Origin of the sequence: Eggerthella guodeyinii, from assembly GCF_009834925.2 — a bacterium.
GTDB classification, from domain to species: domain Bacteria; phylum Actinomycetota; class Coriobacteriia; order Coriobacteriales; family Eggerthellaceae; genus Eggerthella; species Eggerthella guodeyinii.
Genome location: NZ_CP063310.1, coordinates 3481031 through 3496851, shown reverse-complemented (window position 1 = coordinate 3496851; position 15821 = coordinate 3481031). Strand labels below are relative to the sequence as shown.

Below are 15821 nucleotides of genomic sequence, written 5' to 3'. Positions count from 1 at the left end.
GGGGCCGCGCCGAACAGGTGAGGGAACAGAATCGAACCAAGGAGGAGCCATGATCCAGAATCCGAACGAAATCGCCGCCCGTGCCCGCATGGAGGAAGCCATGAGCCGCATCGAGGCGAACGTGCGCACGCGCTTCCAGCTGAACCGTCGCCAGTTCATCTGCGGCAGCGCCGCCACCATGGCGCTGGCCATGCTCGGCCTCGCCGGCTGCTCGCCGAAGGCCGACGCGAACGGCGGCGCCGGCGCGCAGGCCTACCAGGCCGGCACGTACGAGGCCAGCGCCGAGGGCCGCAACGGCGCCATCAACGTGAAGGTCACGTTCACCGACGACGCCATGGACGCCATTGACGTCGAGCACGAGGAAAGCCGCAACATCGGCGACGCCGCCATCAACATCCTCAAGGACAAGTACCTCCAGTCCCAAAGCCTCAACTTCGACACCGTCACGGGCGCGTCGCTGTCGTCCATGGCCTTCGCCACGGCCGTGGCCGAGTGCGTCGACCAGGCGGGCGGCGACGTGAAGGCTCTCAAGAAAGCCGACACGGGGCTCGAGCCTGCGCCCGCCATCGACGAGGACTGCGACGTCTGCATCGTGGGTTCCGGCGGCGCGGCGTTCGCGGCGGCCGTCACCGCGGCCGAGGCCGGCAAGACGGTGGTCATGCTCGAGAAGATGGACATCTACGGCGGCAACACGAACGCCGGCGAGGGCACGCTCAACGCGCCCGACCCCGAGCGTCAGGAGCCCCTCGGCATCGAGGACTCGGCCGATTTCTTCTACCAGCAAACGTTCGAGGGCGGCGACGAGCTGGGCGACCCCGCGCTCGTGCGCATCCTCGCCGACAACGCGCTCGACGCCGTGCACTGGATGGAAGATCACGGCCTCGTGTACGAGAAGGAGCCGTTCACGGCCATCGGCGGCCTGTGGCAGCGCGGTCACGCCGTCGAGGTGGAGAACAAGGGCGACCAGGGCGGCAGCTACTACGTGTCGTGCCTGAAGGACTGCGCCGACAAGAGCGGCAAGGTCACGCTGTACACCGATGCGAAGGTGGAGCAGCTCACGGAGGAGGGCGGCGAGGTGACGGGCGTCACCGGCACGCGCCCCTCGAGCGGCGCGACGGTCACCGTGCGCGCGAAGTCGGTGGTGCTGGCGACGGGCGGCTATTCCCGCAACGCCGAGCTGGCCATGGAGTACGACAAGCGCGTGACGAAGGACATGCCCTCGTCCAACGTGTGCTCGTCCACGGGCGACGGCCTGGGCCTCGGCGAAGGCGTGGGCGCCGGCCTGCGCAACATGGAGCTCGTGCAGATCCACCCGCTGGGCGATCCGCAGAACGGCGGCGTGGCCACGTTCGTGGGCAACTGGCTGGGCGTGGAGGACTACGTCATGGTCAACGACGACGGCAAGCGCTTCATCCGCGAGGACGAGCGCCGCGACACCATCGCCGACGCCATCCTCGAGCAGCCGAACGACGAGATGTGGCTGCTCGTCGACTCCACCGACATCGCGTCCGACCGTGCCGACCAGATCGCCGAGCTCGTGGAGAAGGGCCACAGCTTCAAGGCCGACGACATCAAGGATCTTGCGAACCAGATCGGCGTGCCGGCCGATGCCCTGGCCGAGACCGTGGACGGCTACAACGCCTGCGTGCGCGCCGGCGCCGACACGCAGATCGCGCCCGGCAAGGAGCTGCTCGGCACCGAGCTGTCCGACCCGGCGTACTACGCCTCGAAGCGCATCCCCACGATCCACTACACCATGGGCGGCCTGTGCATCACCACCGACGCGCAGGTGTGCACCGAGGCCGGCGACCCCATCCCCAACTTGTTCGCGGCGGGCGAGGTGACGGGCGGCGTGCAGGGCGGCAACCGTCTGGGCGGCAACTCGTTCACCGACCTCATCGTGTTCGGCCGCATCGCCGGTGCCTCGGCGGTGGCGAACGCGTAACGAGCGTAACCGACGACGGTCGGCCCGCGTTTCCCGTTTCGATCTCAATCAGAAAGGCCGGCGCCCGTTCGGGGGCGTCGGCCTTCCTGCGTTCGATGCTACTTTCCCGATGCGGCGCGCGAGAGCCTCAGCCGAGCCATCTCGGACTGCTCCGCCACGGCATGGAGCGCTTCGTCGCGGATGTAGACGACATCGTCGCTGGTGGAAGCCCCGCATATGAGGGAGCTGAGAGCCTTGGAGATATCGATGAGGCGTTTGTTCAATTCACGATCCGCGGGAGTGTTCATCAACGTCATCCCTTTCAAGTCCGATGGTTCGCTCGTGTTCTCGTTTCTTGCGTTCACCGTAGGTCGCGGCGTATGCGCGCTGCGGTTGCAAGGAGGTATCGTTCAAGGTGCGGCAGCACCGGGTTCTCGGCGGCGTCCGCGTAGGCAAGGCATAACGGGACGGTCATCTGGTCCTCCGCGTGCAGAGGCCGCACGACGGCCGAGGGATACAGCGTGCCGAGGCCGACGTCGGGCGCCACGAACAGGGCACCGCGCTCGTTTTCGAGGAAGTGCCGGTTGCGGTCCACGAACGGCTCGAGGGGGACGAAGTGCGGCTCCACGTTCCGCGCGCGCAGGTGGTCGGCGATGAAGTTGCGGCAGTAGCGCAGGTCTTCCGGCGCGGCGAGGGGCGTTCCCTCGAGGTCGGCGATGCGGATGGACGTCGCGGCGGCCAGCGGATGGCTCTCCGTCACGGCCACGTGCAGCGGGAACGCCAGCAGCTTGACGCACGAGAGGCCCGGCTTGCCGGTGCGTCCCACGATGACGGCGGCGTCCACCACGCCCTCTTCGAGCGCGCCGAGGCAGGCGCCGCTGGAGTGGTAGGTCGTGGAAAGCTCGATACGCGGATGCGCTTTCGCGAACGCCGCGAAGTTGTGGGCGTGAATGACGTTGCCGCGGCAGGGCGAGCACGCCACGGCCAGCGAGATGCGGCCCTCGTCGGCTTCGACGCGCTCCTGATGGCGCGCAAGCGTTTCCAGGTCCAGCAGACACGACAACGCTTCCGATGCGCGTGCTGCGAACATGCGGCCGAAGTCGGTCGGCTTCACGCTGCGCCCCGATTTCTCGCACAGGTGCACGTGCAGCTCCCGCTCCAAGTCGCCCACCGATTTCGAGACGGCCTGAGGCGTGACGAACAGCTCCTTCGCAGCCATGGAGAAGCTTCCGTATTGCACGGTGGTCACGAAATATTCCAATTGGCTGATATTCATGACTGCGGCTCTTTCGGCGAAGGATCGTGGTTGTGCAGTAATCGTCACGACAGACAATTTATCATAAAACGTTAAATCTGTGGTGACGGCTTCGACGTTTTACGCCGACTGAATGCCCAGATCGACCGCTAATACGCGAAATGTAACGGCCACATTACATGATGGGGTGCTGTGGTATTTGAAAAGCCCCCTAGCAGCGAGGTTTGATTGAATGATAGTATTCCTTGGTGTACGGGGGAGGAACGGCCCCTACCATGCATGTCCGGGGGCGGCGCGATCACACGACGAGGAGCTGGTATGAGATTCACCGAAGAGGTAGTTCTGTTCGACTTCGCGGGAATCCCGATGGTGGGCTGCCTCGATACGGGCTACGCGATCGGCCTGACCGAGCAGGGCGGCGCGGTTTGCGCGCGCATGCTTGAGGAGGACGTTCCCGAGGACGAGGTGATCGCGGTGGATCCTGCGCTGCTCGAGCACCTGACGCGCGGCGGCTTCTTCCAGCGCGTCATGGCCGAGCCGCGCGCGGTTTCGGCGTACCTGCACGTCACGCAGCGCTGCAACCTCACGTGCGCGGGCTGCTACTCGCTCGACGAGCACCGCAACCGCTTGGCCGACGCGCCCCTGTCCGACATGAAGCGCGCGGTGGAAGGGCTTGCCGCCGCCGGATTGTCGCAGCTGATCATCTCGGGCGGCGAGCCGTTCCTGCGCGACGACCTCCCCGACATCGTGGAGCACGCGAAGCGCGCCTGCGGCATCGGCTCGGTCACCGTGCTGTCGAACGGCACGCGCATGACCGAGGAGGCGCTTGAGCGCCTGGCGCCGAACGTCGACTGCGTGTCGGTGTCGTTCGACGGCTGCTCGGCCGCCGCGCCGGCGTACATTCGCAGCGAGCAGCGCTTCGACGAGCTGGTGGAGGCCGTGCGCATGGTGCAGCGCGCCGGCATCCCCGCGCATATCATCCCCACGGTGCATGCGAAGAACGTGGACGATCTGGCTTCCTACGTGCAGCTTTCCCGCGATTTGGGCGCATCGCTCAACTTCAGCCTGCTCACGTGCGAGCCGAACGACGAGGTGCTGGGCGGCCTGCTGCCCGGCGAGTCCGAGCTGCGCATGCTCGGTCGCGCGCTGCTGACGCTCGACAACGGCAAGCCCCTTCCCGCGATGGACGCGCCCGTGGGCGTGAACCTCACGGTGAAGCGCAACTGCGGCGCCGGCTGCAAGTCGCTCAGCGTGGACGCCGACGGCACCGTCTACCCGTGCCACATGCTGCATCGTCCCGAGCTCGCCATGGGCAACGCGTTCACGGGCTCCGTGCTCGATGCGCTGCAAACCGACGTGTCCCGCATGTTCCAGGCGCTCGACGCCGCGCGGTTCGAGGACTGCGGAACGTGCCGTTACCTGCGAATCTGCGGGGGAGGCTGCCGAGCCCGCTCGCTGTTCGAATCAGGCACCCTGGAGGCGAAAGACTCCTACTGCCTGATGACCCAGGAATTCTACGACGTCCTGGGAAAAGCCATGTCCGAATCCCTAAAGCAAAGGAGGTGAAAGAATGCTGTTCTATAGCGAAGCGGAAACGCTGTCTGTTTGCTATCCTATCGGATTCAATGGTTCTTGTTTCGCGGTTGGGTTCTAAGCCGGCCGCAAACATTGTACTTACGTTCATCAAAGACCCCTTTCGTTAGATAATGAAAGGGGTCTTTGCGATACTATGATTTCAACTGGTAAGGTATTAGCTAGAGGGATGGAGACGCGAATGCTTGATGCGGAAACGGAAGCGACGGGATGCTTGCTCGTTAAAACCCGAAAAATATGTCGCTTTATCAGTTATGCAATGGTTGCTGTATTCGGCGTTCTTTGTATCTGGTGGTTGGTATCGATTGGCGTCATGATCTGCTCGTTGCTAAATCCTGGTTTTTCTGACAATCCCGTTAACGGGCTTACATTGGTTAACTACGTGCTTTGCGGTATTGCGATGGCGGCGATATGCGTTACCCTCATCAGAGTTTTCTCCGACACTTCTAAAGGGCAATCTCCTTTTACCATGCTGCATGTTCGGAGGCTAAGGCTGGTCGCGATCGCATTGCTGGCTTATGCTGTTTTGGAGTTTGGAATGACGTGCAGTGCGACTTTCATGAAACAAGGATGGATGGATGCTTCCGTAGGGGGCGCTTCCCCGACTTTGAATCTCTTCCCTTTGGTAGCTGCTGCGGTCGTCTTTGCTTTCTCTTTCGTATTCAAATACGGTGTCCTTCTGCAAAAGTTCTCGGACGAAACCTTGTAGGTGGGCTCGATGCCAATCGTTCTTCATCTCGACGAGATCATGGCGGACCGGCATATCTCGTTGAACGATCTTGCTGACAAAGTGGGGATCACCAACGTGAATCTCTCGCGCATCAAAACCGGCAAAATCAGGGCGGTCCGTTTCAGCACGCTCGACATGCTGTGCGAAGTGCTCAAATGCCAGCCGGGGGACATCCTCAAGCACGTCTCCGCCGCCGAGGCCGACGCCATGTTTCTCGACGACGAAGGCGAGCTGTAAGTCCCGTTCGTGTGAATTTTTCAAATCGGGAGCAATTGCCATTTGACAAACGGTCGCAATACAGGCAAAATATTGCCTCGCGCGAAAGCGTATTACTCCGTGGGGATGTAGCTCAGCTGGGAGAGCACCACGTTCGCAACGTGGGGGTCGAGGGTTCGAATCCCTTCATCTCCACCACGGAACCTTGATCGGGGGCGAAGCTACAGGCTTCGCCCCCGATTTTTATGTTTGAACATCCTGAATCTATCTAAGCATGCAAGAAAATTGAATACGTATTGCCATTTGTCATTGTGTCGCATTGGATATATATAAGGGACCTGCAAGAGGGGGTCGCAACCTGTCATCCGAAGAACCGGCTGACTCAAGGCGTGCTTCGAATCTAACTGATATACTCAGCGCATTAATTGGATTTTGAATGATGGGATGCATAATGAGGGTAAAGACGATAAGTGTTACAAATTTTCGATTGCTTGAAAATGTATCCATTTCTCTCGACCCGTCAAATACGCTTATTGTCGGGAGAAACAACACAGGGAAGACTTCCTTGACGGAGCTAATTAGGCGCATCTCGCACGTTGGATCATCTTTTCGCCTAGAGGACTTCAGCTTAAAAGCAATCGATGGCTTTTGGGCAGCGTATGTAAAGTTCCTAGAAGGGTTTGATGAAAACGTTGTAAGGTCCTTCGTTCCCTATATTGGCATGAAGATGGAAATTGACTACGCAGAGGACGATTTCTATGGACTTTTAAGTGAGCTGATCATTGACCTGGACCCAGATAATTTTACTGCAGTGTTGGATGTGTCCTATCGCTTGGAAAACGGTTCATTGGATCGGTTTTTTGGAGCTTTTGAGGAAGATGCATCCGCTTATGGAGGTGTCGCAAGCAAAGCTTTTTGCCGTACTCTTGCGGAACAAATTCCAAAACGGTTTGTATTGACCGGGGAAGCTGTTGATCCAACGGCGGGTTCGACAAACCGACGGAGCGTCGATATGGATTTCGTAAGAAAGCTGCTAATGTGTAGCTTTATAACGGCGCAGCGCGGACTTGATGATTCAACGCTCAAGGAAAAAGACGTATTGGGGAAAGTTCTACTCGCCCTTTTTTCGTCGATCCAAAAAGATGAAGTTCTTCCGAGCGATCAGCAGGCGAGGGAGGACATTGCAGAGACTATAGATTCGATTCAGGGAATGATAGATGCGAGCTATAATGATCAAGTTAGTGGCCTGCTTCCAGCTTTATCGTTATTTGGTTACCCTGGATTAAGCGACCCAGGGATTCATACTGAAACTACTATCGACCCAAGTAGTTTTTTGAAGGCTCATACTAGAATATGTTATGCAAAATCGGATTGTGAGGGGATTAGCCTTCCTGAAACGTACAGTGGTCTGGGAACGCGAAATCTACTTTACATTCTTTTTCAGTTGTATCGCTATTTTAAGGACTACGCCGCGTCGCAGCCTCGTCCACTAATTCACCTAGTCTTTATCGAGGAGCCTGAAGCGCACCTTCATCCTCAAATGCAGGAAATTTTTATAAGACAGATTGTCAAGATAGCTGATGAGTTTAAAACGACATTTGAAATAAAAGAATGGCCAGTTCAATTTATTGTCACGACGCATTCAACGCACATTGCTAATGCTGCACATTTCGACACCATTCGATACTTTATCCACAAAGACTCAAATGGATCTGGAACGAGAGTAAAAGATCTGAGTACGGGCTTGGGTGGTCCAGATGCCGAAGCAGATCGAGATTTTCTGCAGAAATATCTAACACTAACCCGATGCGATCTTTTCTTTGCTGACAAGGCAATTTTAGTAGAAGGACAGTCGGAGCACCTCTTGCTGCCTCGAATGCTGGCAATGATTGATGAATGTGCCGGTAGCCGTTTGTCTGCTGAATACATATCGATAGTCGAGGTCGGCGGCGCATATGTTCATAAATTCTTTTCTCTTCTAGATTTTCTTGAATTGAAAACTCTTGTAATAACAGACTTAGATTCAGTAAAGACCATGATTGGAAGCGATGGAGAAAAATCTAAGCAGAAATGCCAAGTTTCCGAAGGCGAAGATACAAGTAATGAGGGGCTAAAAAAATGGTTCTCTATTGACGGTGAGCCTCAATGCACCTTTGCTCAAATTTGGGGCAAAGGGGCAGATGAGAAAACGACAGGATATCGAAGGATAGCATTTCAGATTCCAGAAGAGGGGACAACGTGGTGTGCTAGGAGTTTTGAAGATGCATTCATTCTTGCAAATCCAGGGTTGTTCGATCTTTCTTCGGAGGACGACGATCTGGAAAGAAAAGCTTTCGAGAAAGCGAATAAGTCAAGTATGAAAAAGTTAGACTTTGCCATACGCTACGCAGTCCTCGAATCCACTTGGGAGATTCCAATTTATATAAAAGAAGGCCTTAAGTGGCTATGCAGCAATTCTACTGTAGGCACGTTGGGTGAAGGTGAAGTTGATGGTTGAAGTTGATTCGGGTACTCACGAAATTGTTGACGAAGCTTACATCCGGGCGAAAAAGTGTATAGACGAATGTAAGTCTTTCGTATTCGAAGCAGGAGCCGGATCGGGCAAAACCTATTCTCTCGTGCAATGCTTGAAGTATATCATCAACGATAAAGCAATCTCCCTGCTCGATAAAGGGCAAAGAATCGCATGCATAACATATACGAATGTTGCAAAAAACGAGATTGAAGATAGGACGGATTCCCATCCCTGCGTTTACGCTAGCACGATCCACAGCTTCTGCTGGTCCCTCATGTGCGGCTTCCAGTCGGAGATGCGAACCTTGCTTCCGTCTATTGGGAAATGGGCGGAACGTATCGAGGAATTTGAAGGTGGATTCTCAAACCAGGCTATTTTGTATGATTTAGGTTGGCCGAGTATAGACGAAAATCTGATCACCCTACATCATGACGATGTCCTTGCGCTTGCAAAAGCTTTGCTAGAGAAACAAAAATTTCAAAGGGTAGTTTATTCGAAATACCCAATTATTTTTATCGATGAATATCAAGACACAGATCAGGGTTTTATGGAAGCGATTCTTTCAGTCATAGAGACGACCGAAAACGCAATACTTCTTGGACTGTTCGGTGATCATTGGCAGAGAATATACGGAAGCAAGACGTGTGGAAAAGTTTCGAGTCCGTCTCTTGAGGTAATTAACAAGCAATCGAATTTCCGTTCTGCTAAACCTGTTGTTGAGGTCCTTAATCGCATTCGTCCAGATTTGCTCCAGCTTCCAGAAAAAGCCGATGTATCTGGTGAAGTCAGGGTGTTCCATACAAACGGTTGGAATGGAGTTAGAAGAACTGGCTCGCATTGGAGTGGTGATTTGCCTGTCGAAGATGCCCACAATGCCCTGTCCTTTGTTAAGGAGGAATTGGCTAAAAATGGTTGGGGCCAAGAAATAAAAATATTGATGCTAACCCACAAATTATTAGCTAGCGAACAAGGTTATCTGCATCTTGCCGAAGTTTTTCCTAATTCTGAAAAGTACATTAAACGAGAAGACCCGTATATGGCCTTTTTTATTGATGTTATTGAGGCATTTTGCGATGAATACCTCGCTTTCCACTATGGAAAGGCATTCTCAATTATGGAAGCTTTCCTCATAAAAAGCCAAACATCAGAGGATAAGCGGAAGACCAAGCAGGAGGTTGACCAGCTTATTGAGATTAGAGAAGTTGGCAATATTTCTGATGTAATCGAGTTCATTGATCATGCTTATTCTTTAAAGCTTCCCCAAAGGCTGATCGAGCAGGAACGGATTTACCGAGAGATATTGGAAATTTCACTTGACGAGCGAGACGACAAGCAATCAAAAATTGCGAATAGGAGATCAGGGCTTGGTGAGGTTTCTTATAAAGAAGTAATCGAAGTTTCAAAATTTGTTAATGAATTTACTCCCTTTTCCACCAATCATGGGGTCAAGGGAGCGGAATTCACAAATGTGCTTGTGGTGATAGGGAGAGGCTGGAATCAATACAATTTTAATCAAATGCTCGAATGGATGAGCGACCAAGTTCCAACGAGCCAAGAAGCGACATTTGAGAGAAATAGGAATCTTTTTTATGTCGCTTGCTCCCGAGCCAAGAAGCGACTGTCGATACTCTTTACGCAAGAGTTAAGTGCAAACGCTATCGACACCCTCAATCGCCTTTTTGGGCATGACAATGTTTTCGATATTGCGGAATCGGGAAGAATAGGACAAGTGTAAAAGGATACATCACCACTTTAGTATCTAAACTAATGAGGATTGTTTGCGGATGGCTTGGGAGAGCACCACGTTCGCAACGTGGGGGTCGAGGGTTCGAATCCCTTCATCTCCACCACGGAACCTTGATCGGGGAGGCCAATGGCCTCCCCGATTTTTTGTGTTGGGGTATACTACGCTCTGACCTGCGATTCGATACTGAAAGTTGTCACGCGATCTGCGAAAAAGAAGCCGGAAGTTGGTTGAGCGAGCGCCGAGGCGCCCGCACTATAGGGGCATCGATCGCACAAACGAAGGATGGACCCATGAGCTTTCGCGACAACATGCAACATCTGCGCGCCACGCGCAACATGACGCAGGAGCAGCTTGCCATGCTGCTGGGCGTCAGCCGCCAATCGGTGTCGAAATGGGAGGCCGAGCGCGCATACCCGGAAATGGACAAGCTGCTGCGCATGTGCGCCCTGTTTGAATGCACGCTCGACGAGCTGGTGTGCGGCGACCTGACCGCGCGCCCGGCCGCCGAGGCGTCCAGCGTGCCGGCGGGGAAGCCGCAGGACGTGACCGGCTACGACCAGGCTATGCGCACGTTCGCGTGGAAGCTCCCGCTCGGCATCGCCGTCATCATCCTGGGCGCCGCGCTGGCGCTGTTGCTGTCCGATCCCGCGCTCATGCCGACGCTTGAGGTGCGCAACTTCGCAACTGCGCTCGTGTTCGTCGGCGCGGCCGCCGGGCTCGCGCTCATCCTTCCCGCGTCGTTCGAGCGCAGCGCGTTCCGCAAGGCGCACCCCTTCGTCGACGACTTCTACACGGCCGACCAGAAAATCCAAGCCCGAACGACCCTTTCGACGGGCCTCGTGGCAGGCATCGCCCTCGTCTTGGCGGGGATGGCTGCGACCATCGTGCTGCAAGCGGACGTGTGGCTCGCAAGCGCGGTGTTCTTCATGTGCGCTGCGGTCGGCGTGTTCGTCATCGTGCGCAGCTGCCTGCTGGGATCGCGCTGCAACCTCGCGCGCTACAACCGCAGGTCGCTCGGCGGCATGAGCGAGGAGCAGATCGAGGCCATGGGCGACGACGACCTCGCCGAGCGCGCCCGTCGTGCCAGGCGCGAGAACGGCACCTACGCGGCCGTCATGTGCGTGGCGACGGCGGTCGGCCTCGTGCTGGCATTCACGCCCGCGGCGGCCTTCTTCTTGCTGGCGTGGCCCGTCGGCGGCATCGTATGCGCCGCGATCAAGGCGTTCCGTTCCGCGCGGAGCAGCCGCTAAGGCGTCTCGCGCGCCATTTCAAACCGCTCGTCCATATGGTTCAACACAAAGCGAAGGCTCCTTCGCCCCGGTCAATGATGTCAAAATCCAAAGGAGAACGCATGGGCACTGAGAGAGAACGCATGGGCACTGAGAGAGAACGCATGGGCACGGCAGGAGAGCGTACGCGTGCCACCGTCGTCGCACACGAGGTGAAGAAATCGTTCAGCGCGGGGAGGGGGCGCAAGCGGCGGGTCGTCGACGTGCTGCGCGGCGTCAGCCTGCGCGTCGAGCCCGGCGAGATGGTCAGCATCGTGGGGCCCAGCGGCTCGGGGAAGTCGACGCTGCTGTACTGCCTGTCGGGGCTGGAATCGGCCGACGCCGGCTCCATCGAGGTGATGGGCCGACAGGTCGTGCGCGCAAACCGCACGGCGCTGTTCAAGACGCGCCGCGACCACGTGGGCTTCATCTTCCAGTCGTACAACCTCATACCCTCGCTGAGCGCGGGGGAGAACGTGTCGCTTCCCGCGCGCCTGGCGGGCCGTCCGCTCTCTGCAGACCGGACGCGCGCGGTGCTCGAAAGCGTCGGCCTGGGCGGTCGGGAGAAGAGCCGCCCCGGCGACCTGTCGGGCGGCGAGCAGCAGCGCGTGGCCATCGCCCGCGCGCTCGCGGGCGGCGCGGACGTGATCTTCGCCGACGAGCCCACCGGCGCGCTGGACTCGCGCAACGGCCGCGAGGTGCTGGGCATGCTGCGCGGCATCGCCGACGACCCGCAGCGCTCGGTGGTGATGGTGACCCACGACCTGGAAGCCGCGTCGCTGGCCGACCGCGTCCTCGTGTTGAAGGACGGTCGGGTGGTCGCGGAATTGGGGCGCTCGAGCGCGGCCCAGATATTCAATGCGTTGGAGGAGAAGGGGGAGCGGGCATGATGCGGCTCGTGTTCTCGGACTTGCGCGACCACGCCGTCACGTGGCTCGGCGCGTTCTTCGTGGCGGTAGGCTGCGGCTACATCGGCGGCTGGGCGGCGTCGATCGAGGCGACGGCGACCGCCTATCGGAACCTCCAGAATGTCAGCTCGGTGGTGATCGCGTTCTCGGTGGTCGCCGCCGTGATCGTGCTCGCGTCGGCCGCGAACCTGACCGTGTCGGTGCAGCGGCGCTCCTACGCCTTGTGGCAGCTGGCGAACGTGAAGCCGCGGCTGGTGAGCGCGGTGGTGCTCGCCCAGCTGGCCGTGGTGTCGATGGTGGGCGCCGCGTGCGGCACGCTGCTCGCAGCGGTCACGTTCGTGCCGCTGTTCCCGCTCGTGTTCGGTGCGCGCGGCGAATATGCGCAGGTGGTTCCCGAAGTGGGCGCGACGACGATGCCCGCCGTCTGGCTCGTGGTGACCGGCGTGTTCCTGCTCGGAGGGTTGAAGGGCGCCCGCAGCGCGGGCACCACGCCGCCGCTCACCGTGCTGCGCGAGCCGGAACCCAAGCGCGCGGGCATGACGTGGTTGCGTGCGCTGCTGTTCGCCGCGCTTGCCGTCTGCACCGGATGGGTCGTCTCGATCATGGCGGGATCCACCCCCGACGTGGTCATGAACTACTCGCTCTACGTGCCCATCCTCATGGTGGCGACGGTGGCGCCCCTCGCGCCCCTCGTGTTCTCGGCCGTGCTGAGGGCGTGGACGGCGCTCGTGCCGCAAGCGCGCTGGAACGCCTGGTATCTCGCGCGGCACACCGCGCGCTACGGGTTGAGCACCAGCACCTCGGTCGAGACGCCCGTCATGGTGGGCTTCGGCTTGGTTGCGGGCATCTATTCCAGCGTCAGCGTGTGGGCCGCATGGGCGCGGCTCCAAGCCGACGTCGATTTCAACGGCATCGACTTCACCACGGCTCTCCTCATGTTCGGCGGCCCCATCCTCCTGTGCGCCATCGGCGCAGCGGTGAGCGTGGTCATGACGTCGCGCTCGCGCACCCGCGACGTCGCCCTGCTCATCGCGAGCGGGGCGCGCCCCCAGACGATGCTGGGGGCCGCCGTCTGCGAGGCGCTCATCCACGCGGTCACCGCCACGCTTGTGGGCGCGGCGGCCGTGGTCGCGTCCAACGCAACCATCGCCTACGCGGTGGGGCTGCCCCTGTTCGCGAACCTCGCGTTCGGCGAGGGGCTCGTCGTCTCGCTCGCGGGCTTCGTCCTCGTCCTGACGGCGACGCTCGTTCCCACCTGCGCCGCCCTCAACAAGGAGCCCGCCGCGGTTCTCACGCTGTAGGAGTAGCCGCGCGCCCCGCGCCCCGCCGCGCGCCCCGCACCGCGCCCCTCCCCAAGCCGCGCGGCGGCGCCCCGCACCGCGCGACCCCTCCCCGCTAGAGCCCCGCCGCCTCGCGCGCCTGGTCTTTCGCGAGCGGCTTCTCCTTCAGGAGCAGCATGAGCACCGTCCCGATGATCGCCAGCGGCACCATGGCTACGAACATGGGAACGAGGGCGTCGGTGTACGCGCCGCCGATGGCGCGCTGCAGCTCGCCCGGCAGCATGTGCACGATGCCCGGCGTGATGGAGTTCGCCTCGACGCCCAGCGCCTCGAGACCGCCGAAGCTCGCCAGCTTCTCGGAGAGCGTGCTGGCCAGCCCCCTCGTGAAGATGGCGCCCGCCACCGAGGCGCCCAGCGTGGTGCCCACTTCGCGGAAGAAGTTGGTGGCGGCGGTGACCGTGCCCACCTCCGAGGCGGGGAACTCGTTCTGCACGATCAGCACGAGGATCTCGAAGCTTAGCCCCATGCCGAAGCCGAGGACCACGAGGAACCCTCCGACGATCAGCACCACCGACGTGTCCTGCGTGATGGTGGTCATCGCCACGAGGCCGGCGATGACCAGCGCGAAGCTCACGATCATGAGCTTCTTGTAGCGGCCGTTCCTGCTCACCAGGAAGCCGGACACCAGCGACGAGACGAGGTAGACCACGCTCATCGGGATCTCCATGTAGCCCGCGGTGGTGGCGTTCATGCCGTGCACGATCTGGAAGAACGTCGGCAGGTAGGTCATGGAGGCCATGAGCGCGAACATGACGAACAGACCGGCGAGGGTGGACAGCACGAACGTGCGGTTCTTGAAGATGGACAGGGGCATGAGCGGGGTCTTCGCGCGGCGCTCGGCCAGCACGAACAGCGCGGAGAACGCCGCCACTCCTATAAACAGCCCGATGATCTGGGGAGAATCCCAGTCGTAGCGCACGCCGCCCCACGAGGTTGCCAGCACGAGCGCCACCACGGCGGCCGTGATGAACACGGTGCCCCACACGTCGAACGACGCCAGCGACTCCCTGTGCTGCGGTTTGGGGAGGAAGCGGACGGCCGCGATGGCCGCCACGAGCGCGAGGGGCACGTTGATCCAGAACGCCCAGTGCCAGCTCAGGTGATCGGTGAACAGCCCGCCCAGCAACGGCCCCACCAGCATGGGCAGCACGAAGGCCACGCCCATGACGCCCATGTACTTGCCGCGGTCGCGCGCGGGGACCACGTCGGCGATGATGGCCTGCGCCAAGATCATCAGCCCGCCGCCTCCCAGTCCTTGGATGCCGCGTCCCGCGATGAGCATCCCCATGTTCGACGCCAGCGCGCATACCACCGACCCGACGGTGAACAGCGCAAGCGCGAAGATGAACAGCCCCTTGCGCCCGACGAGGTCGCCCACCTTGCCGTAGACGGGCATCACGACGGTGGCCGTCAGCACGTAGGCCGTCGTCACCCACAGCATCTGGTTCACGCCGCCCAAATCGCCCACGATGGTGGGCAGGGCGGTGGACACGATGGTCTGGTCGAGCGCTGCCGCCACCATGGCGATGACGAGGCCGACGAACACCGCCAGCACCGAGCGCTTCGGCAGGTGCGTGTAGTGCTTTCCGTGATGATGGTCGGTCGCCGCCTGCGCGTCCAACGCGTTGTCCTTGCTTCCCATGCGGCCACTCCTTTCTCGATGGTAGTCCGAAATCAGACTAATTAGTCCGGTTTCGGACTATATCAGAAGGAGCGGACCGGCGGATGCATCGGCTCGGCTTTCACAAAAGGCACACGCGCGCAGGTGCGCGGGCGGGTTCTCGTTTGCTACACTGCGTTCCATGGACCCGATGGACGCACAGGCTTCTTCCGACGCGGCTCCCGCGAAGCGGGGACGGACGCTCGCCATGATGGCGAAGTACGTCGGCGTCTCGGCAAGCCAGACGGTGGTGGAGCTGGCGGTGTTCGCGTTGCTGGGGCTGGTGCTCGACCGGCAGATCGCCAACGCGGCGGCCATTGCGTGCTCGGCCACCTATCAATTCCTCATGAACCGCTCCGTCACGTTCAAATCGTCCAGCAGCATGGGGCGCAGCGTCGCGCTGTTCGTGCTGCTGTGGCTGTGGAACCTGGCGTTCAGCAGCTTCGTGCTGGCCCATGCGCCGGCGCTCGGCGTGGACCCGCTGCTTGCGAAGCTCGGGTGCATGGCGTGCCAAGGCGTGTGGGGCTGGCTGCTTTCCCGCTACGTCATCTTCCGATAAGGCGTGCGGCAAGGCCGGCGAGGACGGCAAGGACGGATCGCGCGTTTTCTCCGCGTTTCAAAAAATCGTTGACCATAAAACTTCACATTGAGCCTGATCGCGGCGC

13 protein-coding genes and 2 tRNA genes are annotated in these 15821 nt (G+C 59.6%); 12 read left to right on the top strand and 3 right to left on the bottom strand.

From position 1 onward, the window contains the following. Positions 1 to 49: 49 nt before the first annotated feature. A complete protein-coding gene (locus tag GS424_RS14990; RefSeq protein WP_160941267.1) occupies positions 50 to 1945 on the top strand; it encodes a flavocytochrome c in 1896 nt (631 codons plus the stop codon). 98 nt (positions 1946 to 2043) lie between these two features. On the opposite strand, the gene GS424_RS14985 is transcribed toward GS424_RS14990, so the two are convergent. Together GS424_RS14985 and GS424_RS14980 are read right to left on the bottom strand one after the other, a co-directional pair. Further along, positions 2044 to 2232, bottom strand: a complete 189-nt coding sequence (locus GS424_RS14985; protein ID WP_154332987.1) for a phenylalanyl-tRNA synthetase subunit alpha — start codon at positions 2230 to 2232, stop codon at positions 2044 to 2046. Positions 2233 to 2285: 53 nt separating this feature from the next. Further along, on the bottom strand, positions 2286 to 3200 hold the full coding sequence (locus GS424_RS14980) for a LysR family transcriptional regulator (RefSeq protein ID WP_160941266.1): 915 nt from the start codon (positions 3198 to 3200) through the stop codon (positions 2286 to 2288). Between the two features lie 297 nt (positions 3201 to 3497). Here GS424_RS14980 and GS424_RS14975 point away from each other — a divergent pair, with 297 nt between their 5' ends. The 10 genes from GS424_RS14975 (at position 3498) to GS424_RS14930 (ending at position 13457) form a co-directional block, all read left to right on the top strand. Then, a complete protein-coding gene (locus tag GS424_RS14975; protein ID WP_160941265.1) occupies positions 3498 to 4745 on the top strand; it encodes a radical SAM/SPASM domain-containing protein in 1248 nt (415 codons plus the stop codon). Between the two features lie 208 nt (positions 4746 to 4953). After that, positions 4954 to 5481, top strand: a complete 528-nt coding sequence (locus GS424_RS14970) for a DUF2975 domain-containing protein (RefSeq protein ID WP_160941264.1) — start codon at positions 4954 to 4956, stop codon at positions 5479 to 5481. Between the two features lie 9 nt (positions 5482 to 5490). After that, positions 5491 to 5739, top strand: a complete 249-nt coding sequence (locus tag GS424_RS14965) for a helix-turn-helix domain-containing protein (protein ID WP_154332991.1) — start codon at positions 5491 to 5493, stop codon at positions 5737 to 5739. A gap of 101 nt (positions 5740 to 5840) precedes the next feature. After that, a tRNA-Ala gene (locus GS424_RS14960) sits at positions 5841 to 5916 on the top strand. A 238-nt stretch (positions 5917 to 6154) separates the two neighbouring features. Next, positions 6155 to 8215 carry an ATP-dependent nuclease gene (locus tag GS424_RS14955; RefSeq protein WP_342354563.1) on the top strand — a complete coding sequence of 687 codons (2061 nt, stop codon included), beginning with the start codon at positions 6155 to 6157 and terminating at the stop codon, positions 8213 to 8215. Next, positions 8208 to 9968: a UvrD-helicase domain-containing protein gene (locus tag GS424_RS14950; RefSeq protein WP_160941262.1), complete on the top strand. Its 1761-nt coding sequence runs from the start codon at positions 8208 to 8210 to the stop codon at positions 9966 to 9968. Before GS424_RS14955 ends, GS424_RS14950 begins: the two co-directional genes overlap by 8 nt. A gap of 47 nt (positions 9969 to 10015) precedes the next feature. Continuing rightward, positions 10016 to 10083, top strand: a tRNA-Ala gene (locus tag GS424_RS14945). A 187-nt stretch (positions 10084 to 10270) separates the two neighbouring features. Further along, entirely contained in the window at positions 10271 to 11230 is a 960-nt protein-coding gene (locus GS424_RS14940) for a helix-turn-helix transcriptional regulator (protein ID WP_160941261.1), read from the top strand. A 101-nt stretch (positions 11231 to 11331) separates the two neighbouring features. Continuing rightward, on the top strand, positions 11332 to 12138 hold the full coding sequence (locus GS424_RS14935) for an ABC transporter ATP-binding protein (RefSeq protein WP_244977575.1): 807 nt from the start codon (positions 11332 to 11334) through the stop codon (positions 12136 to 12138). Beyond that, positions 12135 to 13457 carry an FtsX-like permease family protein gene (locus tag GS424_RS14930; protein ID WP_160941260.1) on the top strand — a complete coding sequence of 441 codons (1323 nt, stop codon included), beginning with the start codon at positions 12135 to 12137 and terminating at the stop codon, positions 13455 to 13457. The genes GS424_RS14935 and GS424_RS14930 overlap by 4 nt, the downstream gene beginning before the upstream one ends. A 94-nt stretch (positions 13458 to 13551) precedes the next feature. Here GS424_RS14930 and GS424_RS14925 read toward each other — a convergent pair whose 3' ends face one another. Then, positions 13552 to 15138, bottom strand: a complete 1587-nt coding sequence (locus tag GS424_RS14925; protein ID WP_160941259.1) for an MDR family MFS transporter — start codon at positions 15136 to 15138, stop codon at positions 13552 to 13554. A gap of 169 nt (positions 15139 to 15307) precedes the next feature. Between GS424_RS14925 and GS424_RS14920 the strand changes: the two genes are divergently transcribed. Beyond that, positions 15308 to 15715, top strand: a complete 408-nt coding sequence (locus tag GS424_RS14920) for a GtrA family protein (protein WP_218958871.1) — start codon at positions 15308 to 15310, stop codon at positions 15713 to 15715. Positions 15716 to 15821: the final 106 nt, after the last annotated feature.

Coding starts and splice junctions, on each gene's coding strand:
- GS424_RS14980 (WP_160941266.1), bottom strand. CDS start 3,200: ATGAATATCAGCCAATTGGAATATTTCGTGACCACCGTGCAATACGGA.
- GS424_RS14940 (WP_160941261.1), top strand. CDS start 10,271: ATGAGCTTTCGCGACAACATGCAACATCTGCGCGCCACGCGCAACATG.
- GS424_RS14985 (WP_154332987.1), bottom strand. CDS start 2,232: ATGAACACTCCCGCGGATCGTGAATTGAACAAACGCCTCATCGATATC.
- GS424_RS14970 (WP_160941264.1), top strand. CDS start 4,954: ATGCTTGATGCGGAAACGGAAGCGACGGGATGCTTGCTCGTTAAAACC.
- GS424_RS14920 (WP_218958871.1), top strand. CDS start 15,308: ATGGACGCACAGGCTTCTTCCGACGCGGCTCCCGCGAAGCGGGGACGG.
- GS424_RS14935 (WP_244977575.1), top strand. CDS start 11,332: ATGGGCACTGAGAGAGAACGCATGGGCACTGAGAGAGAACGCATGGGC.
- GS424_RS14990 (WP_160941267.1), top strand. CDS start 50: ATGATCCAGAATCCGAACGAAATCGCCGCCCGTGCCCGCATGGAGGAA.
- GS424_RS14975 (WP_160941265.1), top strand. CDS start 3,498: ATGAGATTCACCGAAGAGGTAGTTCTGTTCGACTTCGCGGGAATCCCG.
- GS424_RS14965 (WP_154332991.1), top strand. CDS start 5,491: ATGCCAATCGTTCTTCATCTCGACGAGATCATGGCGGACCGGCATATC.
- GS424_RS14930 (WP_160941260.1), top strand. CDS start 12,135: ATGATGCGGCTCGTGTTCTCGGACTTGCGCGACCACGCCGTCACGTGG.
- GS424_RS14950 (WP_160941262.1), top strand. CDS start 8,208: ATGGTTGAAGTTGATTCGGGTACTCACGAAATTGTTGACGAAGCTTAC.
- GS424_RS14955 (WP_342354563.1), top strand. CDS start 6,155: ATGATGGGATGCATAATGAGGGTAAAGACGATAAGTGTTACAAATTTT.
- GS424_RS14925 (WP_160941259.1), bottom strand. CDS start 15,138: ATGGGAAGCAAGGACAACGCGTTGGACGCGCAGGCGGCGACCGACCAT.